Annotated in this window: 22 protein-coding genes; 5 read left to right on the forward strand and 17 right to left on the reverse strand. The window is 71.5% G+C overall.

The window, feature by feature from the left end:
• The first annotated feature begins 23 nt into the window (after positions 1–23).
• Positions 24–488 (forward strand): RrF2 family transcriptional regulator, encoded by a 465-nt coding sequence (locus Msi02_RS04295; protein WP_079311982.1) that lies wholly within the window; start codon positions 24–26, stop codon positions 486–488.
• Positions 489–522: 34 nt separating this feature from the next.
• Complete coding sequence (locus Msi02_RS04300; RefSeq protein ID WP_204047149.1) at positions 523–1,308, forward strand: DNA-formamidopyrimidine glycosylase family protein; 786 nt, start codon at positions 523–525, stop codon at positions 1,306–1,308.
• A gap of 351 nt (positions 1,309–1,659) precedes the next feature.
• Here the strand turns inward: Msi02_RS04300 and Msi02_RS04305 are convergent, their stop codons facing one another.
• From Msi02_RS04305 to Msi02_RS04330, 6 genes are all read right to left on the reverse strand, one after another.
• Positions 1,660–2,016 carry a helix-turn-helix domain-containing protein gene (locus tag Msi02_RS04305; protein WP_079311978.1) on the reverse strand — a complete coding sequence of 119 codons (357 nt, stop codon included), beginning with the start codon at positions 2,014–2,016 and terminating at the stop codon, positions 1,660–1,662.
• A 253-nt stretch (positions 2,017–2,269) separates the two neighbouring features.
• Positions 2,270–2,764 (reverse strand): CinA family protein, encoded by a 495-nt coding sequence (locus Msi02_RS04310; protein WP_079311976.1) that lies wholly within the window; start codon positions 2,762–2,764, stop codon positions 2,270–2,272.
• The gene (gene pgsA, locus Msi02_RS04315; protein ID WP_308441781.1) at positions 2,761–3,516 is read right to left on the reverse strand and encodes a CDP-diacylglycerol--glycerol-3-phosphate 3-phosphatidyltransferase; all 756 of its coding nucleotides are present in this window, start codon (positions 3,514–3,516) and stop codon (positions 2,761–2,763) included. Before pgsA ends, Msi02_RS04310 begins: the two co-directional genes overlap by 4 nt.
• Entirely contained in the window at positions 3,513–4,925 is a 1,413-nt protein-coding gene (gene rimO, locus Msi02_RS04320) for a 30S ribosomal protein S12 methylthiotransferase RimO (protein WP_204047150.1), read from the reverse strand. Before rimO ends, pgsA begins: the two co-directional genes overlap by 4 nt.
• A 30-nt stretch (positions 4,926–4,955) precedes the next feature.
• Entirely contained in the window at positions 4,956–5,675 is a 720-nt protein-coding gene (locus tag Msi02_RS04325; RefSeq protein ID WP_204047151.1) for a helix-turn-helix domain-containing protein, read from the reverse strand.
• Positions 5,676–5,817: 142 nt separating this feature from the next.
• Positions 5,818–6,411, reverse strand: a complete 594-nt coding sequence (locus Msi02_RS04330) for a nuclear transport factor 2-like protein (protein WP_204047152.1) — start codon at positions 6,409–6,411, stop codon at positions 5,818–5,820.
• 81 nt (positions 6,412–6,492) lie between these two features.
• Here Msi02_RS04330 and Msi02_RS04335 point away from each other — a divergent pair, with 81 nt between their 5' ends.
• Positions 6,493–7,044, forward strand: coding sequence for a winged helix-turn-helix transcriptional regulator (locus tag Msi02_RS04335; protein ID WP_204047153.1), 552 nt, complete (start codon positions 6,493–6,495; stop codon positions 7,042–7,044).
• Between the two features lie 33 nt (positions 7,045–7,077).
• Here the strand turns inward: Msi02_RS04335 and Msi02_RS04340 are convergent, their stop codons facing one another.
• The 6 genes from Msi02_RS04340 to Msi02_RS04365 all read right to left on the reverse strand — a co-directional run bounded on the left by Msi02_RS04340 (position 7,078) and on the right by Msi02_RS04365 (position 14,525).
• Entirely contained in the window at positions 7,078–9,624 is a 2,547-nt protein-coding gene (locus Msi02_RS04340) for an FtsK/SpoIIIE family DNA translocase (RefSeq protein ID WP_204047154.1), read from the reverse strand.
• Positions 9,625–9,689: 65 nt separating this feature from the next.
• On the reverse strand, positions 9,690–10,403 hold the full coding sequence (locus tag Msi02_RS04345; protein WP_204047155.1) for an alpha/beta fold hydrolase: 714 nt from the start codon (positions 10,401–10,403) through the stop codon (positions 9,690–9,692).
• A 29-nt stretch (positions 10,404–10,432) separates the two neighbouring features.
• Entirely contained in the window at positions 10,433–11,194 is a 762-nt protein-coding gene (locus Msi02_RS04350; protein ID WP_204047156.1) for a 4'-phosphopantetheinyl transferase family protein, read from the reverse strand.
• A gap of 64 nt (positions 11,195–11,258) precedes the next feature.
• Positions 11,259–11,528, reverse strand: coding sequence for a hypothetical protein (locus Msi02_RS04355; protein ID WP_204047157.1), 270 nt, complete (start codon positions 11,526–11,528; stop codon positions 11,259–11,261).
• 214 nt (positions 11,529–11,742) lie between these two features.
• Positions 11,743–13,284, reverse strand: coding sequence for an acyl-CoA carboxylase subunit beta (locus Msi02_RS04360; RefSeq protein ID WP_204047189.1), 1,542 nt, complete (start codon positions 13,282–13,284; stop codon positions 11,743–11,745).
• A gap of 134 nt (positions 13,285–13,418) precedes the next feature.
• Complete coding sequence (locus Msi02_RS04365; RefSeq protein ID WP_204047158.1) at positions 13,419–14,525, reverse strand: NAD-dependent epimerase/dehydratase family protein; 1,107 nt, start codon at positions 14,523–14,525, stop codon at positions 13,419–13,421.
• 334 nt (positions 14,526–14,859) lie between these two features.
• Here Msi02_RS04365 and Msi02_RS04370 point away from each other — a divergent pair, with 334 nt between their 5' ends.
• Positions 14,860–15,228 (forward strand): hypothetical protein, encoded by a 369-nt coding sequence (locus tag Msi02_RS04370; RefSeq protein WP_204047159.1) that lies wholly within the window; start codon positions 14,860–14,862, stop codon positions 15,226–15,228.
• Between the two features lie 139 nt (positions 15,229–15,367).
• On the opposite strand, the gene Msi02_RS04375 is transcribed toward Msi02_RS04370, so the two are convergent.
• The 3 genes from Msi02_RS04375 to Msi02_RS43840 all read right to left on the reverse strand — a co-directional run bounded on the left by Msi02_RS04375 (position 15,368) and on the right by Msi02_RS43840 (position 17,081).
• Positions 15,368–16,354 (reverse strand): DUF6879 family protein, encoded by a 987-nt coding sequence (locus tag Msi02_RS04375; RefSeq protein ID WP_079311956.1) that lies wholly within the window; start codon positions 16,352–16,354, stop codon positions 15,368–15,370.
• A 112-nt stretch (positions 16,355–16,466) separates the two neighbouring features.
• Positions 16,467–16,922 carry a MarR family winged helix-turn-helix transcriptional regulator gene (locus Msi02_RS04380; RefSeq protein WP_079311954.1) on the reverse strand — a complete coding sequence of 152 codons (456 nt, stop codon included), beginning with the start codon at positions 16,920–16,922 and terminating at the stop codon, positions 16,467–16,469.
• A 30-nt stretch (positions 16,923–16,952) separates the two neighbouring features.
• The gene (locus tag Msi02_RS43840) at positions 16,953–17,081 is read right to left on the reverse strand and encodes a hypothetical protein (protein ID WP_256862089.1); all 129 of its coding nucleotides are present in this window, start codon (positions 17,079–17,081) and stop codon (positions 16,953–16,955) included.
• A 223-nt stretch (positions 17,082–17,304) separates the two neighbouring features.
• Between Msi02_RS43840 and Msi02_RS04385 the strand changes: the two genes are divergently transcribed.
• Complete coding sequence (locus tag Msi02_RS04385; protein ID WP_204047160.1) at positions 17,305–17,808, forward strand: MarR family winged helix-turn-helix transcriptional regulator; 504 nt, start codon at positions 17,305–17,307, stop codon at positions 17,806–17,808.
• Here Msi02_RS04385 and Msi02_RS04390 read toward each other — a convergent pair.
• Positions 17,805–18,626 (reverse strand): alpha/beta hydrolase family protein, encoded by an 822-nt coding sequence (locus Msi02_RS04390; RefSeq protein WP_204047161.1) that lies wholly within the window; start codon positions 18,624–18,626, stop codon positions 17,805–17,807. The two genes, Msi02_RS04385 and Msi02_RS04390, sit on opposite strands and share 4 nt — an antisense overlap.
• A 14-nt stretch (positions 18,627–18,640) precedes the next feature.
• Complete coding sequence (locus tag Msi02_RS04395) at positions 18,641–19,669, reverse strand: hypothetical protein (protein ID WP_204047162.1); 1,029 nt, start codon at positions 19,667–19,669, stop codon at positions 18,641–18,643.
• Positions 19,670–20,112 lie beyond the last annotated feature (443 nt).

The raw sequence follows: 20,112 nt of genomic DNA on the forward strand, positions 1-20,112 counted from the left end.
AACCAGGCGGGATAATCGACTACATGCGACTTTCTGCCCGTGTCGACTACGCCCTCCGTGCCGCCGCCGAACTCGCCGCGGCGGGTGAGGGACCCACCACGGTGGGCGAGCTGGCCAAGGAGCAGGAGATGCCCCCCAAATACCTGGAGAACATCCTGCTGCAGATGCGCCGCGCCGGACTGGTGCGCGGGCAGCGGGGCCCAGAGGGGGGCTATGTCCTGGCGCGGCCTGCCAGTCAGATCTCGCTCGCCGACGTGATCCGCGCGGTGGACGGGCCGCTGGCCAACGTGCGGGGCGAGCGGCCCGAGCACGTCGGCTATCAGGGCGCCGCCCAGGCGCTGCAGCAGGTGTGGATCGCGCTGCGGGCGAGTGAGCGGGCCATCCTCGAGGAGGTCACCCTGGAGCAGATCGCCAAGGGCGAGCTGCCGCCCCGGGTGACCGAGCTCGCCGCCGACCCGGCGGCGTGGGACTCGCACATGCCGGTGTGAGCCGCCTGTACCCGATCCTCCCGGGAGGAGAGCCGTGCCGGAGGGTGACGCCGTCTACCGGACCGCCAAGCGGCTCAGGCAGGCCCTCGACGGCCGGAGGCTGACCCGCAGCGACTTCCGGGTGCCCAGGTACGCCACCGCCGATCTGCGCGGCCGGACCGTGCTGACGACGGTCTCGCGCGGCAAGCACCTCCTGACCCGGGTGGAGGGCGGGCTCACGGTCCACACCCACCTGCGCATGGAGGGGAGCTGGCGGGTGGGCCCGGCGGGCCGCCCGGCGCCGAGGGGCGACGTGGTCCGGCTGATCCTCGCCAACGCCCAGTGGCAGGCCGTCGGCACGCGGCTGGGCATGGTCGATCTCGTGCCCACCGACCGTGAGGAGCGGGTCGTGGGCCATCTCGGCCCGGACCTGCTCGGGCCGGACTGGGACGCCGCCCTGGCCGTACGGAACCTGCTGCGCGCCCCGCAGCGGTCGATCGGGGAGGCGCTGCTCGACCAGCGCGACCTGGCGGGCATCGGCACGATCTGGCGGGCCGAGACGCTGTACGCGGCGCGGGTGTCCCCGTGGCGTCCGGTGGGGTCCATTCCGCCGGACGATCTGGAGGCGCTGGTCTCGGTCGCCCACCGGCTGATGGACGCGAGCAAGGACGCGCCGCTCCCGGTGACGACGGGCGATCCGCGCCCCGGACGGTCGCTGCTCGTGTACGGCAGGGCACGTCGCCCGTGCCGTCGCTGCGGCGGCCCGATCAGCGGCGGGGAGATGGGACCACAGCCGGCCGAGCGGCTGATCTACTGGTGCCCCGCCTGCCAGCGGGATTGATCGGCCGCACGTCAGGCCGCGCGCTGGGAGCGAGGGCGGTCCCGGGACGGAAGCCGGGGATGGGGCCGGGAGGCCGCAAGGGGACGAGAGGCCCGGCGAGCGCGACGAAGCGGGACAGAGCCGAACGGGCACGTCGGGAACGGAAACGGGCCTGCGGCGGGGGCCAGGCGCCCGCCCGTGGGATCGGGACAGGGCACCCGGGTCCGGGTCGACCCGGACTGCGAGCGCGGGCCACGCCTGACGTCCTTGCCGGGCGTGCTTATGGGGGCCGTGTCTTATGAAGCCTCGGAGACGGTCAGGCGAAGTCGCGGAGACGCCGTCCGCCGGCACGGCGGGGCGCCGAGACGCCGCCTAGGCGGCGACCATGTCCTTGACCTCGGGGAAGCCCTCGAATTCCGGCCCTGACGGGACGGTCTCGGGGATGGGCAGGCGCTCGTGCTCGGGCAGCTCTGCCAGCACGGGGGCGGCCTGCAGTTCGGCCAGCGCGAACTGATCGGACACCTCGCGCAACACCTGGGACAGCGGGACTCCGAGCGCGCCGCAGATCGAGGCGAGCAGCTCGGAAGAGGCTTCCTTCTGGCCGCGCTCGACCTCGGACAGATAGCCGAGTGAGACACGCGCCAGAGTGGAGACCTCGCGAAGGGTGCGATTCTGCCGCACCCTCAGCCGCCGCAGTACGTCACCGAGCAGCTGACGCAGCAGGATCATCTGTCGCTCCCTCCCCAAGGGGGGCGCCTTCACGACGCCTCTCGCGGTGGGCTCATGTCGCCCCTTCTTCATCTGCCCTTCGTACATACGCCTCGCCGTCATCATGGGTTCGCTCGGCCCCTTCGCCGGGCGTGCGCCTGTCTTGCTCCTCGCCGATGGCTCACGGACCTCACTCACAGCTCCACCGTACCTGTAGAGGGCGACACCGCGGCAGACCGAGGCGAGCATGTTCGCTGGGGACGTAACGCGGTAATCACCCCGAATGTTCCCCCAAATTTGCCTTCAGCACACCTTCCAGCAGGGTCAACGCCTCCTGACAGGTGGCAGTTCTGATCGTGTCCCTGTCTCCGGTCAAGCGCAGGTCGCGATGCCAGAGGCGCTCTCCCGGTCCGGCCAGGGCGACGTGGACCGTGCCGACCGGTTTGCCGTCCTGGGGATCGGGGCCGGCGACCCCGGTCACCGCCAGGCCGTAGTCGGAGTCTGTGAGCTTGCGCACTCCGGTGGCCATGGCCGCGGCCACGCCGGGGTGCACCGCCCCCTCCCTCTCGAGAAGATCGGACGGAACGTCGAGGAGGCTCGCCTTGAGGTCCGTGGCGTAGGCGATCACCCCGCCCCGGAAGGCGGCCGAGGCCCCCATCGGACCGGTCATCGCGGCCCCGATCAGGCCGCCCGTGAGCGACTCCGCCACGGCGACCGTCGCGCCCTGACGGACCAGCAGGGACAGCACCTCGCTCGCCACACCCATCATCCGCTTCGCGCGCTCCTCGCCACCTGCCGCAGCCGCACCGCCCGCACCACGTAGTCGGCCCCGGTCCCCACCGTGACCACCAGGGCGAGGCCCATGGCCGCCCACCTGACCAGGTCGGGCACGCCCGGCACGACGTAGAGGGCGATGGCCACGATCTGCAACACGGTCTTCACCTTGCCCCCGTAACTGGCCGGGATAACCCCGTGCCGGATCACGAGGAAGCGCAGCAGCGTCACTCCCGCCTCGCGGGCGATGATCACCACGGTGACCCACCACGGGATCTCACCGAGGTACGACAGGCTGAGCAGCGCGGCGCCGATCAGCGCCTTGTCTGCGATCGGGTCGGCGATCTTCCCGAAGTCGGTGATCAGCGCGTACTTCCTGGCGAGCCAGCCGTCGAGCTGGTCGGTGAGGGACGCGAGCAGGAAGACGCCGAGGGCCGCCAGCCGCCAGCCCTCCCCCTCGACGAACAGGAAGACGGTGAAGACGGGGACGATCGCCAGCCGGGCGATGGTCAGGGCGTTCGCGATGTTCCAGGTGCTGACGCGGCGCACCGTGCCCTCTACGCCGCCCTCTACGGCGGCCTCCGCGCCCTCTCCGGCCACGCCGACGGACGGCGGCTCGGGCGCCGGGGCCGCCACCGGCACGGCGGGCACTGCGGCGGGCACGGCGGCGACCGGTGGCGCCGCGGGCTCCGGTGTCATCTCTCCCGGGCCCGCCACGTCCACCGGTGGCTCACCGCGCTCCGTCATGTGCCTGCCTTGATCCGGGCGATGAGGTCGACCCCCTCGGAGTCGACGGCGACCGCTTGGACGATCTGGCCGGGGACCAGGCCGATCCCCTGGACCGTGACCGCTCCGTCCACCTCGGGGCCCTGGTGCGCCGCCCGGCCCTCGTATCCGCCGTCGCCGAGGTCCTCCTCGATCAGGACCTCCAGCTCGGTGCCGATGCGCTCCTCGGCCCGCTGGGCGGTCAGCTCCTCGGCGAGCTCGGTGAGGATCGCGACCCGCTCGTCGATCACGTCCTGGTCGAGCTTGCCCTCGAAGCCGTACGCCTCGGTGCCCTCCTCGTCGGAGTAGCCGAAGACGCCGATGACGTCCAGCCTGGCCTCCTCGAGGAAGCCCACCAGCTCGTCGAACTCCTCCTGGGTCTCCCCCGGGAACCCCACGATGAAGTTGGACCTGACGCCCGCCTCGGGCGCGCGGTCGCGGATCTGCGCGAGCAGGTCGAGGAACCGCTTGGGGTCGCCGAAGCGCCGCATCCGCCGCAGCACGGTCCCGCTGGCGTGCTGGAAGGACAGGTCGAAGTAGGGCGCGACCCCCTCGGTGGAGGCGATCACGTCGAGCAGCCCGGGCCGCAGCTCGGCGGGCTGCAGGTAGCTGACCCGCACCCGCTCGATGCCCTCGGTCGCGGCCAGCGGGGGCAGCAGCTTCTCCAGCGCGCGCAGGTCGCCCAGGTCCTTGCCGTACGACGTGGAGTTCTCGCTGACCAGCACGAGCTCCTTGACGCCCTGACCGGCCAGCCAGGCGGCCTCGGCGAGCAGGTCCTCAGGCCGGCGCGAGACGTACGAGCCGCGGAAGGCCGGGATCGCGCAGAACGTGCAGCGCCGGTCGCAGCCGGACGCGAGCTTCAGCGAGGCCACCGGCCCGGAGCCGAGCCGCTTGCGCAGCATGCGCGGGCCGCTTGCGGGGGCGACGCCCTCCGGCAGCGGGTCATCCTGGGCGTGACCGGGAATGTGGGCCCGGGCGGCCGAGCGCTCCACCGGCGTGATCGGCAGGAGCGTGCGGCGATCCCGCGGCGAGTGCGGGACCAGCGGTCTGCCCGCGAGGACGTCGTCGAGACGCTCCCCGATCTCGGCGTAGTCGTCGAAGGAGATCACGGTCGCCTCGGGCAGGGCGTCCGCGAGCTGCGCGCCGTAGCGTTCGGCCATGCAGCCCGCCGCGACCACTTTCGCGCCCGAGTCGGCCGCGGCGAGCAGGGTGTCGATCGAGTCCTTCTTCGCCGAATCGATGAAGCCGCACGTGTTGACGACGACGATGTCGGGATCGTCGTCATCGGTGTGCCAGCCGGCGGCCTCCAGCCGCGCGGCCAGCTCCTCGGAGTCGACCTCGTTGCGGGCGCAGCCCAGCGTGATCAGCGATACGGTTCGGCGAGAAGACATGATGCGAACTACGGTATCGGCAGTCGGCGATTAACGGGGACTCGGGCCGCCCGCGTCGAAGGTCCGCCGGATCATCTGGCCGTCCTTGCCCGGCGTGCCGAGGTCCCTTCCGTTGACCTCCAGCCGGACCGCCCCCGCGTCGCCGATGGTCACCCGCATCCGGTCCTTGGCCGAATAGGTCGTGGTCTTCCCCTCGGGCAGCGTCCCCTGGAAGATCTCGTGGCCCTTGGCGTCCCTCACGTTGAGGTAGGCCGCCTTGCGCGCGGTGACCTTCATGACCACGAGGCCGGGCGCGACGGCCTCCTCCAGAGTCTTCTTCTCGTGGCCCTTCTCGTGACGCGAGTGCGCGTGCGGCGCGGTCACCGGGAGCTGGGCGGCCGTCGGGCCCGTCTTCCCGCCGGAGCCCCCGAGCATCCGCGCGACGACGACGACCGCGACGATGGCCAGGGCGACCGCGACGGCCTTCGTCCACCCCGGAGCCCTGCGGGCCCGCTCGCCCACGTCGCCCCTGAACACCGCCGACGCCTTGACCGGTGACGCGTTGTCGGCGTTCTCCTGCTCGTACTGCCGCAGGATCTCGTCCGGGTCGAGGCCGAGGTCGGAGGCGATGGTCCGGATGTGCCCGCGCGCGTAGAAGTCGCCCACCGAGAAGTCGTCCCGCTCGAAGCGCTCGATGACGGTCTCGCGGATCCGCGTGCGCTCGCTGAGCTGACGCACGGTCAGTCCGGCGCGCTCACGGGCTTCGGCCAAAACAGCACCAACGCTCATCGTTCCGCCCCCCTGTCTTCAACCGCACCGTCTTCCAGCTCGCCCCACGATGCGTAGTTAGTCACATTCAATCAGCAACTGACTACGGAGGGTACCCATTCGTGGACTCCGAGCAACTACCCTGTCACCTTCGCACCGGTTTCAGGGCGAGACGAGAGGAACGCGGCTCAGCCCCCGCGTGCGGGTCGTGGACGACGATCTCCAGCCGGGCGATCCGCCCCGCGCCGTCGAGGTCGAACCGGTAGTCGAGCTCGACGGGACTGCCGGGGAACGTTCCCTCCAACCGGCAGGTCACGATCGTCGGCCCGGCCACGCCGCCGACGCGGGCGGACAGCGGCGTCACGGTGTAGGTGTACTCGCCCGCTACGCGGTCGAGCCACCTTCTGATCTCGCCTGTTCCCCGATAGTCGCGCCCGTCGTCGGCGACGTGTGCGGCCTCGGCGAAGCAGACGGTCGCGGCGGCACGGTCGCCGCCGGTGGTCAGGCTCATGTAGGCGCGGACGGCGTCCGGGCAACCGGCGAGCGGCGAGTTCGTCATGACGGGTTCCTTCCGATGGTCGTGGGTGGAGCGGTCGCCTCTTGCCGGAGGCGGGGCGATCAGATGAGCTGGTTGGCGCGCGATCGCGCCGCGACCGATGTCCGGCGCGCCCTCGGCCGTGACGGTCTCGGCGACGACCGCGTGGCGGCCTTTCAGCGAGAGGGCGTCCAGAAAGGGCATGATTCTCCCCGATCGAGTGACTTCGATCTTAGCAGTGACAAGCGACTGCTAAGATAGCAGCAACTCGACCGAAGGATGGACATGGTCAGCAAGATCAGGCTGGAAGATCGCGAATGTCCGCTGTCCGCGACGCTGGGCATCGTCGGCGAGTGGTGGACGGTGCTGATCCTGCACGACTGCTTCGACGGCTACACCCGGTTCGACGAGTTCCAGGCCAACATCGGCCTGTCGTCGAGCATGCTCACCGCCCGGCTGAAAGGCCTCGTCGATCGCGGCATCCTGGAACGCAGGCCCTACCAGGAGCGGCCGGTCCGGTACGAGTACGTGCTCACCGACCTCGGGCGGTCGTTGCGGCCGGTGCTCGTCGCGATGGCCGCGTGGCGCAACGCGCAACTGGCCCCGCAGGAGCGGTCGATGATCCTCGTCGACGCGCGGACCGGCCGGGAGGCCGAGCCCGTGGTCGTCGACGCCCACACCGGCGAGCGGGTCGACGGCGCCGGCTACGTCTTCGCGGCCGGGCCCGCGGCGGGACCGATCATGCGGCAGCGGTACGAAGGCGTGGCGCGCCGGCCCGCGCCCGAGGCCGCCTTTCCAGCGGGCGCGCCGGAGAGCGCGGCGCCCGAACGGGCCTGATCACGGACGGCACGTCCGCGATCAGGCCGGCGTTCAGCCGGTCTCCCCGCGCAACTCGGCGAGCAGGCCGGGCAGTTCGTCGGGCTTGACCAGCACCTCGCGAGCCTTGGACCCCTCGCTCGGGCCGACCACGTTGCGGCTCTCCAGCAGGTCCATCAGCCGCCCGGCCTTGGCGAAGCCGACACGCAGCTTGCGCTGGAGCATGGACGTGGAGCCGAACTGGGTCGACACGATCAGCTCCGCGGCCTGGATCAGCAGGTCGAGGTCGTCGCCGATCTCCTCGTCGATCTCCCGCTTCGCGGCGGCGGGCGCGGCGACGTCCTCCCGATACTCGGCCTGCATCTGTGCCTTGCAGTGGGCGACGACCTCCGCGATCTCCTTCTCGGAGATGAACGCGTTCTGCAGCCGCATCGGCTTGCTCGCGCCCATCGGCAGGAACAGCGCGTCGCCCTGCCCGACGAGCTTCTCGGCTCCGGGCTGGTCGAGGATGACCCGCGAGTCGGCGAGTGAGGAGGTGGCGAACGCCAGCCGCGAGGGCACGTTCGCCTTGATCAGGCCGGTGACGACGTCCACGGACGGCCGCTGCGTGGCGATGACCAGGTGGATGCCGGCGGCCCGGGCGAGCTGTGTGATGCGGACGATCGAGTCCTCCACGTCGCGGGGCGCGACCATCATGAGGTCGGCCAGCTCGTCCACGATCACCAGCAGGTAGGGGTACGGCTGGTAGACCCGCTCGCTGCCCGGCGGCGGCACCAGCTTGCCCGCGCGCACGGCCTTGTTGAAGTCGTCCACGTGCCGGAAGCCGCTGGCCGCGAGGTCGTCGTACCGCCGGTCCATCTCGCCCACCACCCATTCGAGGGCCTCGGCGGCCTTCTTCGGGTTGGTGATGATGGGCGTGATGAGGTGGGGGATGCCCTCGTACGAGCTGAGCTCGACCCGTTTGGGGTCGACCAGCACCATGCGGACCTCGTCGGGCGTGGCCCGCAGGAGGATCGAGGAGATCAGCCCGTTGATGCAGGTCGACTTGCCCGCGCCGGTGGCGCCGGCGATGAGGATGTGCGGCATCTTGGCCAGGTTGGCCACGATGGTGCGGCCCTCCACGTCCTTGCCGAGGCCGACGATCATCGGGTGGTGGTCGGCCTGGGCCACCTGCGAGCGCAGCACGTCGCCGAGCGACACGAGGTCCTTGTCGACGTTGGGGATCTCCACGCCGATCGCCGACTTGCCGGGGATGGGAGACAGGATCCGGACGTCCGCGGACTTGACGGCGTAGGCGATGTTCTTGGTGAGCGCGGTGACCTTCTCGACCTTGACGGCCGGGCCCAGCTCGATCTCGTACCTGGTCACCGTCGGACCCCGGGTGAAGCCGACGACCTGCGCGTCGATGGAGAACTGCTCCAGCACGCTGGTCAGCGCGTTCACGACCGTCCGGTTGGCCTTGGTCTCCTGCTTGGGCGCGCTGCCCGGCCGCAGCAGCGTGAGGTCCGGCAGCGTGTAGGGCCCCTCCTGGCTGGACAGGACGAGCTGCTCCACCTTGCGCGGCGCGGGGGTCGGCAACGGAGGCTGGGGCGCCGGCTTGGGTATCTCCGGCTCGGTCGGCTCGGCCGACTCCACGACGTCGTCCACGAGGCCGGGGACGATCTCCGGCGAGTGGTCCTTCTCCGACAGCACGGGCGTGTCGTACGGCTTGATGTTGTCGCCGCCCTCGGCCGCGTCACGCCCGCCGCCCTGCTGCTTGCGCGTGCGCTTCCTGCCCGGCGCGGGGGCCTTGCGGCGCTCCCCGGTCTCCTCCGGCCGCTGAAAGAGCATGTGCTGGATCTCGGCGAGACGTTCGGGGATGCGGTGGACCGGGGTCGCGGTGATCACCAGCAGGCCGAAGCCGGACAGCATCAGCAGCAGCGGGATCGTGATGAACGCCGGCAGGATGCTCGACGGCGGAGCCGAGACGATGAAGCCGATCATGCCGCCCGCCGCCGACACGTTGTCCATGCCGTCGTTGGGACCGCCTGAGGGGTACGGCGTGCCGTGGGCGACGTGCACGATCCCGAGGATCCCGGCCAGCAGCGCGGTCCAGCCGATGCCCATCCTGCCGGTCTCGGCGTTCTGGTCGGGGTGGCGCAGCAGCCGCCAGGCGAGCACCGCGAGCAGCACGGGCACCGCCCAGGCGAGCGATCCAACCGTCCCGCGCACCACGGCGTCGACGAACGCGGCGAAGCCCGTCTTGGTGTCCCGCCAGGTCAGGGCGGCGAGCACGATGGCGCCCGCGAGCACCGACAGGCCCTGCCCGTCGCGGCGGTGCATGGGGTCGAGGTCGCGGGCTCCCTGCCCGAGCGCCCGAGCCGCCGCGCCCACGCCGTTCGCCACCAGCATCCACATGCCGATGACGAGCTTGCCGATGACGAGGAAGAACCAGCTGATCGGGTCCTGGCCGGTGGCGACCGGCCGTTTGGGCGCGGGCCTGGGCCTGGGCGCCGCCCTGCCTCGGGAACCCGCCGGGGATCGCTTCGGGGAAGCCGTACGGGATCCGGAGCGCGACGCGGGGCGCTTGCCGGACCCCTGTCCGGACGTACGGGTGGCCATGATGCCGAAGTTACCCCGGATGCAGGCGATTACCGGGGCGGCGCGCCGACGGAGGCGGGAGGCCTCTATCCGGCGGTCCGGTGCAGCACCTCGGCCAGCCGGGCGGGAGCCGAGATCATCGGCCAGTGCCCGGTGTCGAGCGTCTCGAACCGCCAGTTCGGCAGCCCGCGCATGGCGCGCACGTCGTCGGCGATGCGGCCGCCGAAGTGTTCCAGCGAGCAGATGACGTAGGTGGCGCGTTGCTGCTCCAGGGGCCGGGTCAGGACGGCGGGCTCGGCGATCGTGCGCCCCGGGTGGCCGACGAAGCGCTCGGTCATCTGCCGCGCCTGCCGCAGCGACAGGCCCTGGCCCTCGGCCACCACCTGGGCGTCGGGCGGCGGCCAGCGTCCGTTGTTGTCCGCGATGAGCCGCAGCTCCGCGGCGTGCTGGCGCTCGGGGAAGGCGTGCAGCATCGACTTGCCGTGATGCGGCAGGAAACCCTCGACGAACACCGTCCGCGTCACCCGGTGGAAGGCGCGGTCGGCCACCTGGCCGGCCACGATGCCGGAGTAGCTGTGGCCGACGACGACGACGTCGTGGAGGTCCTCCGCCTCCAGCAGCGCGAGGACGGTCCCCACATGCGTGTCCAGCCCGACCGCCGAGACGTCGGTGTCGGCGCGGGACAGGCCGGGCAGCGTGACCGGGAGAGCTCGGTGGCCGTAGCCGCGCAGCCGCCGCGCCACCGGCTCCCACGCCCACGCCCCCATCCACGGGCCCGGAATCAGAACGAATGTCTTCACGAGAATCCATGTCCCTCTGCTGTCCGGTTCTACGCGGCCCGCCGGGACGGGTCAACGGAGAGCGGCTGGTGCTCGATCGGGGCCGACTCCAGCACCTCCACCTCACGGTCCCCGGTCAGCAGCGCGACGACGGCGGCGTATCCGTGGCCGGGGTCCAGCCGGTGGATCCGCACGGTCTCCGGGGGGACGTCCAGCGGCCAGCGCAGCAGGACGGGCGGGTCCTCCGTCACGTCGAACTCCACGAGGTTCGGGGAGACGCGCAGGCCGTGCCCGGTGGCTTTGAGCGCCGCCTCCTTGCACACCCAGACGCGTACGAAGGCCTCGTACCGCTCGGACTCCGGCAGGCTCAGCACGGCGTCGCGCTCGCTCGGGGTGAGCGCGCACTTCACGAGATCCTCCACCGAGCCCGTGGACTCCACCTTTTCCACGTCGACCCCCAGCGGCGCCTCCGCGGTCAGGGCCACGGCGACCCGGTCGCCGGAGTGGGAGATCGAAGCGTGCAGGACGGACCTGCCCGCCACGATCCTTGGCCGGCCGTGGTGCTTGTCGCAGTCGGGACACGTCCGGTCGACCACCACGTCCTCGGGACCGACTCCGAGCCGGGCCCCCGCCGCCACTCGCAGCAGCCAGGCGCCGGTCAGGAACCGGCGGCGGTCGGCGTCGCGCCGGAAGCGCGCCGCCCTTTCCAGCTCCACCACGCTGAGCGGCTCGGTCAGGGTGTCGATCGTCTCGTTCCGCGGATCCGCCCACCACACGCGGCACTCGCCCGCCTGCAACACAGAGACAACCATTGGTCCTTCTCCTCTCCTACGTCATGTCCGACGGTCAAGCCCCGCCGGTCACTCCTCGGCCCGTTCACTTGGGGGACCCGGCCGCCAGCGGGCGGCAGGCCACGAGTTCCAGATGGCTGACCTCAGAGCTGGCGAGGGCCCGCTCCACCTCGGCGTGGACGTCCTCGCTCGTCGCCTCCTCGCCGGCGCTGATCCGGATCACGATCTCGCCGGCCACCTGGCTCAGGTCCTTCTGCCATCGCCGCGGCAGAAGAGCCAGCACGCGTATCCCGTCGACCGGCGAGGTGGGTGCCGACCACGGCGCGCTCCGCCGCATCGTCAGTTGATAAACCATGACCTGCGAACCTTCTCCCGCCTCCAGCCGCTCCGACGTGCGAACCCGACACCTTCACTGTGCTTCGGGGCGGTGCCGGAGACCAGGTGCGGAGGCGGCAGCAAGCTGCATGCGGGTAACCGCAAGCTGTCAGATCCGGAGGTGCTAGGAGGGCATGCCGAAACGCCCGGCCCGCCGGTGGCGGGTTCCGGGCGTCAGGGGACGGCGGGCAGGACTACAGAGGCACGTTCCCGTGCTTGCGCCGTACGACGGGCCCGCGCTTGTCGCGCAGCATGGCCAGGCCGCGGGCGACGGCCGAGCGGGTGTCCGCGGGGTCGATGACGTCGTCGACCAGGCCCCGCTCGGCGGAGAAGTAGGGGTGGGCGAGCTCCCCCCTGTAGGTGTCGATCAGTTCCGCGCGCCGCCTGGCCGGGTCGCCGGCGGCGGCCAGTTCCTTGCGGTAGACGACGTTGACCGCGCCCTCGGCGCCCATCACCGCGATCTCGTTCGAGGGCCAGGCGAGTGACAGGTCCGTGCCGATGGACCTGGAGTCCATGACGATGTACGCGCCGCCGTACGCCTTGCGCAGGATGACCTGGATCCGGGGCACGGTCGCCTCGCAGTAGGCGTAGAGCAGCTTGGCCCCGTGCCGGATGACGCCGGCGTGTTCCTGGCCGGTGCCGGGCAGGAAGCCGGGCACGTCGACCAGGGTCACGAGCGGGATGTTGAAAGCATCGCAGAACCGGACGAACCGCGCGGCCTTCTGGGATGCGTCGACGTCGAGCACCCCGGCCAGCACCATGGGCTGGTTGGCGACCAGGCCGACGACCTCGCCGTCGACACGGGCGAGCGCGCAGACGACGTTCCGCGCCCACGCCTCGTGCAGCTCCAGGAACTCCCCGTCGTCCACGATTTCCGCGATCACCTCGCGTATGTCGTACGGCTGTTTGGGGTCGGCGGGGACGATCTCGGCCAGCCGTGGCCGCGAATCGCGGGAGGCGTCCCTGGAGGGCCCGCGGGGCGGCGGCTCCATGTTGTTGGCGGGCAGCATCGAGACGAGATAGCGGACGTCCTCCAGGCAGCTCTCCTCGTCGTCGTGCACGAACGTGGCGATCCCCGACCGCCGGGCGTGGACCTGCGCGCCGCCCAGCTCCGCGTGCGTGACCCGTTCCCCGCTCACCGCCTCCACGACGTCGGGGCCGGTCAGGTAAAGCTGGGCCGTGTCCCGCACCATGAAGGTGAAGTCGGCCAGCGCCGTCGAGTAGGCGGCTCCACCGGCGCACGGCCCGAGCACCACACTGATCTGGGGGATCACGCCGGACGCCTGGACGTTGCGCTGGAAGATGCCGCCGTAGCCGTTGAGCGACAGCACACCCTCCTGGATGCGGGCGCCGCCGCTGTCGATGAGGCCGATGAACGGGTTCCCGGTGGAGACGGCGAGGTCCATCACCTTCTGGATCTTGAGCGCGTGGGCCTCGCCCAGCGAGCCGCCGAAGATGGTGAAGTCCTGGGCGTAGACGAAGACACGGCGGCCGTGGATCGTCCCCGAGCCCGTCACGACGCCGTCCGTGTGCGGGCGGCGCTCCTCCAGGCCCAGGCCGTGCGCCCGGTGCCGGCGGTACATGTCGATCTCGACGAACGAGTCCTCGTCCAGCAGCAGGCCGAGCCGTTCCCTGGCCGTCAGTTTGCCGAGCGAGTGCTGCCGGTCGACCGCGGCGGGGTTGCCGGTCACGATGTCGTCACGCAGGGCGTCGCGCCGCTCGCGCAGGGACCGCATCGTGGGGACGGTCCGCGCCTCCGGCTCCTGCCGCCCGCCCGTCTCACCCCGGTCGCCCGTACGCGGGGGCCCGGCCGCGGCGCCCTCTCCCGGCTGCCGGGGCAGGCCGAGCAGAACGGGGTCGTTGGTGATCGTCATGAACGCTCCTCTCCGTCGAGGACGAGGGTCCCGGCGTGGCCGGCGGGCGCCCTCCGGGACGCTCCCCGCGGCACGGCCGGACCCGCCTGTCCGACGAGACCGGCCTGCCGGGCGGACAGGTGGCCGTGGTCGCGCAGCCAGCGCACGGTGTCGGCGAAGGTCTCGGCGAGCGGGCGGGCCTCGATCCCGAGGGTGTCGACCCCCTCGGCGGGCCGGGTCGCGCACGCGCAGGTGTAGATGGCGCCGTACTCGGCGGGGATGTGCCAGGGCACGACGCGCTGCAGGAGGTCGGTGAGGCGTCCGACGGGGAGCATCATCCGGGCAGGCAGGAAAGCCGTGGGAAGGGCCCGCCCGGTGATCTCGCGCAACGTGCGCACGTACTCGCGGGTGGAGACGTAACGGCCCGGTCCGAACAGACGCCCGGCGCCGTGTTCCGGCATGCCGAGCAGCCGGGCGTGCAGCGCGGCGGTGTCCCGTACGTCGCCCACGGGGAATCCGCCCAGGGGCCAGATCGGCATCAGCCCGCGCAGCGCGTCGCGCATCCGGGACGTCTGGTCGCCCAGACGCGGGTCGTGCGGGCCGAGCAGGGCCGGCGGGTAGGTGATCACCACCGGCGCGCCCTCGCGCTGGTGTCGCCGAGCGACCGCCTCCGCCGCGGCCTTGGTCGCCATGTACGTGTCCCGGGGACGGCCGACCGGCGAGCGCTCGTCGATCACGCGTCCCGCCGCGGGGAACATCGCCACCACGCTGGAGACGTGGACGACCCGATACGCGCCGGCCCGGCGGGCGGCCCCGAGCACGACCTCCGTCCCGTGTTCGTTGACCCGCCGCATCACCGGGCGCAGCCTGCTGTCGAAGGAGTACACCGAGGCGGCGTGCAGCACGGCGTCGGCGCCGCGCACCGCCCGCGCCACGGCCGCCTCGTCGGTGACGTCGCCCGGCACCGCGTCGACGGCGCCGAGGTCGGCGCCGAGCGGCGCCAGCGCCCGGTCCACCGTGGACGGGTCGCGCACGAGCAGGCGGACCCGATGACCCGCTCGGAGGATCCCGGCGACGGTGTGGGCGCCCAGGAACCCGGTCCCACCGGTGACGGTGACCAGCATTTCGCCGACTCCTTTCAATTCCTTCCAGTCAAGGACGGGCGCCTCCGGACTGTCATCTCTGTGTGTGCTTTGACCACCGTGCGGCTGGTCTTACCGGATTGTCGGAAAGCGGACGGGGACCGGAATGAGCCGGGCCTTTCCGGGGCAGCCGGACAGATGCGCCGCACCCCGGGAGGCAGCATGCGGACGCCGCCACGGCGGTCATCCCGGAGACCGTGGCAGGAAACTGCAACCGCCCGGCACCTTGCTGCCGCCGGATTGCCTGGTTCCGGGGCTGTGCGAACCGCAGAGTCGATGGTGCGAGAACAAACAGCCCACAGAAAAGAGTGAAGAAATGAACGCCCGGATTGCTTCGCGGATCAACGTCACCCGTCTCTCGATCGCGATCGTCTCCGGCGCCATCGCCTGCGCCGTCGGGATGGGCGGGCTGCAGGGGGGCGGCACCACCTGGGACGCCCCCGTGCTGGCCGCCTCGGGCACCACGTGGGACTCCGCTCCCCACGGCGACGGCACTACCTGGGACAGCGCGCCGGCCAACGGCAACGGCACTACCTGGGACAGCGCGCCGGCCAACGAGGACGGCACCACGTGGGACAGCGCGCCGGCCAACGGCAACGGCACCACGTGGGACAGCGCGCCGGCCGACGAGGACGGCACCACGTGGGACTCCGCTTCCCAGGGCAACGGCACCACCTGGGACTGACGCGCCGCTGCACTACCCGTGGCATCCACAGGCGCGATTCGGTGAAAGACCGGCACGCCGACGGCCGGGGACGCCCGGCCCACGGCGGAAACGCCGGAAACGCAACTTCGAGCCCAACGCCTTCACACCGCGCGCGGCGTCAGATCCACTTCTCTTCCTTGGCCCGCAGCGCCGCCTGGAAACGGTTGACGGCGCCCAGCCGCGCCATCAGGTCGGCCACATAACGGCGGTAGGTCCGTACGGACACATCGATTTCGCGGGCCGCGATCTCGTCCTTGTCGGCGGTCGCCATGACGGCCAGGACCCGCCGTTCCAGATCGGACAGCAGCGGCGGTTCCTTCGACGGCTCGGTGTACTCGCGGAAATCCGTGGCCGCTTCCCATACGCCGTCGAAATAGGTGACCAGCTGGGATACCAGTCCCGGCTCCCGCACCAGCAGCGCGCCCCGGGCCGACTCCTTCGGGTGGATCGGCACGACGGCCACGCTCCGGTCGAAGACCACCATCCGGTCCATCGGCTCCTCGGTGATGCGCACCTGGCCGCCGAGGCCGACGATGTCGCGGAGGTAGGCGGCCATCAGGGAGTCGTCCAGCGCCTTGGGGTGGTACACCGCCTTGACGGCGAGTCCCCGCCGCAGCGAGCGGGTGTCCAGCGGCATCGCCGTCTCGATGGCGCCCCGGGACAGCGGGCCGCCGGGATGCAGGCAGAGGGTCTCCTTGTAACAGAAGAAACCCAGGTCGTCCAGGCGCTCCCGGACCCGCTCCAGCCCTTCCACGCGCTCGATGTCGAGTGCGGTCGCCGTGCGCTCCCCCTGCTGCTGGTCCTCCATGAAGACGGCGATGGCGTCCCTCGCCGCGAGCACCCGCCGGATCTCCGCGTTGAGCTCGTTCAGGCGCTGTTCGATGAGGCGCTCGATGCCGACCCTCGGCTCGGTGGCCACCACCCTGTGCCGGTCCCTGAGGTCGAGCAGGGACAGCCGCTCCAGCTCCTCGACGGCGGCCTCGACCGTGTCGGGGTCGAGGCCGAGCGCCTTACGGGCGTCGCCGACTCCCTCGCCGCGGTGCCGCAGGAAGTACCGGTAGATCTCCACCCCTTCGGGCGAGACACCGATGACGGAAATGTCCATGGCACACCTCCCGGCATGCGCCCAGCCCCGCTCGCTAAGGGATCGACGGCAATATGCGTATCCACAAACTATCAAGAGGTAGATAGTCAGTACCTTCTCGCAAATTGCCCCGTCAGCGACCTGCCGCCAACTGCGCAAGAACACGGTTGAGGTGCATCCGGTCCTCGGCGGCCAGGCCGCCGAGGACCCGTTCCTGTACGGCCTCAGTCGCGGGGTGGAGCACGTCCACGAGCAGCGCGCGGCCGGAGTCGGTCAGCCGGATGGAGTAGGCTCGGCGGTCGGCGGCGTCACGGGCGCGGGCCACCAGTCCCCGCTCCTCCAGCACGTCGATCACGTGGACCATGGTCGACCGGTCCACGGACAGGCGCCGCCCGATCTCCTGCTGCGACAGCGGCCCGGCGGCCTCCAGGACCACGAGCACGCCGTAGTCGCGCCAGCGCAGGTCGTCCTTGCGCAGAACCCGCTCCAGTTCCTGGGTCAGCTCGCGGGCCGCGTCGCCGAGTAGCCAGCAGACGGACGTGGCGAGCGGCCCCGAGACCGGGGCGGCGAGTCGTCCGTCTCCCTCCACGCGTGGATCCCTTCCTCCGCCGGCTACCGCTCAGCCTTCCCGTCCGTCCGGCGCCTCGGCGGCTTCCGCGGCGACGGGGGACTCCGCCGCCTCGTCCCAGGTGATGCCGCCAACGGAACCGGACCGCCCCGCCGACTTCTCCGGCTTTCCCACCGACATGGTCTCTCCTCACCGGGGGCGGACACCACTCTCAACCTTCCGCCTCCCATATCGTCAGTGTTGCTGACGATCGGAAGCATGTCAATCAGTAGACCTGACGATTCGCTGTCCGCCATTGCGCGACCCAAAACACACGTGTGACACTCTTCCGATATATGGCAGGCCCTGCTTGGTACGGACGCCCTCGCATAGCTGACCGGAAACGGCGATCGAAGGGACAGACGTGAGCACTGATTCCCCTCGCACGAATCTCTCCGCCCCCGCCGACCTGTCCACGCCCGGGTTCCTGTCCAGCTCCACCAGCGTTCTGATGAGCAAGGCCACCAATCTTTTCGCCGAGATCTTCGAAACGGCGATGCAACCCTTCGGGCTGAAGTCGAAGGATTTCATCGTGCTCACCGCCATCGACGCGATGGGCCCGCAATCCCAGCAGCAGCTCGCCCGCAGCCACGGTATCGACCGGACGACGATGGTCAGCGTGGTGGACGGGCTGGAGCGGCTCGGCCTCGTGCGGCGCTCCCGCGACCCCGGAGACCGGCGCAAGTACGCGATCGCGCTCACGGGCGAGGGACAGTCGCTGCTGCGGCACAAGCTCGGCCCGGCCATGCTCGGCGCCCTCGACGATTTCCTCACCCCGCTGAACCCCGACGAGCGAGAGCAGTTCAACCGGATGCTGTGGTGCCTCGTGTACGAGCGCGACGGCGCCCGCGGCGACCGGAGGAACTAGGTCCTGAGAGGTCTCGGCAGGGCCGCCCTGCCCGCGACCAGGCCGATGGCGTCCAGGACGGCGGGCCAGGACCGCGACAGCGGCTCGATCAGCCCGAAGTGCCCCGCGCCCTCCAGCTCGATCAGCGTGGCGGACGGCTCCCCTGCCGCGAAGCGGCGGCTGAGCTCGACCGGCACCAGCCGGTCCGCCGTCCCGTGCACGAGGACGAGCGTGCCCGGCCCGTACGGCAGCAGCCGCATCGGGTCGGTCTCCGCCAGCAGGCCGAGCCGATCGGCCAGCAGCTCGCGGCCGGCGCCGTCGCCCAGCCCCAGCTCGATCGCGCGGCCGAGGTCGGCGATGGGCGCCAGCGCCACGCACCCCCGGATCCGCAGCCGCGCGTGCCAGCGCGACGTGGCGGGCAGGCGGTGCCGCAGCGCCGACCACAGCGCCAGGTGACCCCCGGCCGAGTGACCGGCGAGCACGACGCCGCCCCCGGCGGGAGGATCGGTCAGCACGGCGTCGACCGCGGCCGCCACGTCGTCGAAGGTTCCGGGATGGCCACCGCCCGGCTGGCCGATCCTGCGGTACTCCGGCGTGCACACCACGTAGCCGTTGCGGGCCAGTTCGTCCGCCATCGGCCGGGTGTGACACCGGTCGTACGCCGCCTGCCAGAACCCGCCGTGCAGCAGGACGACGACGGGCGCATCCGGGCGGTCCCCGTCCTGCCGTACGTCGATGATCTGGTCGGGGTGGTCTCCGTACCGGATGACGCGGTCGGGAGGCGCGGCGGGACGGGTGAGCACGCCGGGAAGCGCCCGGCCCCGCGGACGGGGAGACATCGTGGACGGGCTCCTCACGGCACAGGGCAGGGCAGCATGAAGCCGGGCGGAGCGGTCCGGTAGCAGGCGGCGCCCGGGCAGACCACCTTGACCGGCCCGGCGGGCGTGCCCGGCCCGACGACGACCGGCTCGTGCCCGAAGCGGCGGCAGGCGATGTCCGGCCAGTCGAGCGCGCTCTCCCACAGCACGGCGTCGTCGAGCGCGGCGGGGTCGGCGTCGACGGCCGAGCGCTCCAGGTAGGCGAGGTAGTCGGCCTCCCGGTGCCAGACCGTGAGGCGCCGCAGGGAGTCCGTCGCGGGCAACGTGGCCCACGGCTGGGCCCGGGCCGCCATCGCCCGCAGGAAGGCCTCGCCGATCGCGATCTCGACCGTGCGGCCCGCCGCCGCGGCTACCGTCGTGCCCTCGCCGCTCACCCCCACCAGGCCGATCCGGAAGTCGGCGCCCGGGAGCACGAACGCCGGAATCCGCAGGCCCAGCGTGCGCGCGGCGGACAGCAGACCGGGCGGGAGCAGCCCGCCCAGATGCTCGGAGATCCGCAGGAGCGGGATCCGCGGGCTCTCCCACCATCGGATCACCACGTCGTGCGCGAGAAGGTCGGCGACCGCCGCGGAGACGTCCTCCTCCACCACTCCCACCGTCGTCGGCTCGACCCCGCCGTCACGCCCTCCGATCTGGACGACCTCGGCGGGAAGCAGGTACTCGTCGCCGCTGAGCAGGCCGGCACCCGGCACGCGGGCGGGGGTGTCGTCGGCGGGCGGCTCCACCATGAAGTCGGCGAGGGTCAGCCGCCGGGCGGCCGGCGAGGCCGGAAGGCTCGCCGGGACCTCGTGCAGGGCGTCCAGAGCGGCGGCGCGCGTGCGCGCCCGGGCCAGCGCGGCCTCCGGAGTGAAGGCGGCGGCGACGGTGACGGATCCGGACACCGGCCCTTCGGCGTAGGCGAGGTGCACCCCGCCGCCGAGACATTCGGCGACCTCACCGGCGGGCCCGGGCGACCAGGACTTGCCCGCGGTCGCCGGCCGGGAGACTCCAGGGGTAGTCGCCATCCGTCCCTCCTCGTCACGGACCCCGGACCGTGATTGGGACCTCCGGCGGCGAGGCCGCCCCGGCTGCCCCGGTGTCCGGCACTGGCTCGTGTCCGCGGACAAGCACATGCCGGTGCAGGACAAGTGAAGCACGCCGCGCCAGGGCCGGGTCAACGCGCGGCGGCATATTCAGCAATCTGCGATAACGCCCCCTGACGGTCGCTCCGGTGTTGCCGTGCGGTGGCAGGAAGGTGACATCGGCGGGCATCTTGCTGCCGCCGATTCGCCTGGTCGCGGGGGTCGTCGAGGAGCACGGTGAGTGGTGCGTGACGAACAATTCCGGTTCGAGAAAAGGTGCGCTGGAAAATGACGATCCTCAGCAGCCCGCCCCTTCCGGCAATTCCCGATGGTGGTTCCTCTCCCGCCGAATTCAATATCTCCGCGCGTTTCCTGGACGGGGTCGA

Source organism: Microbispora siamensis, assembly GCF_016863095.1.
GTDB classification, from domain to species: domain Bacteria; phylum Actinomycetota; class Actinomycetes; order Streptosporangiales; family Streptosporangiaceae; genus Microbispora; species Microbispora siamensis.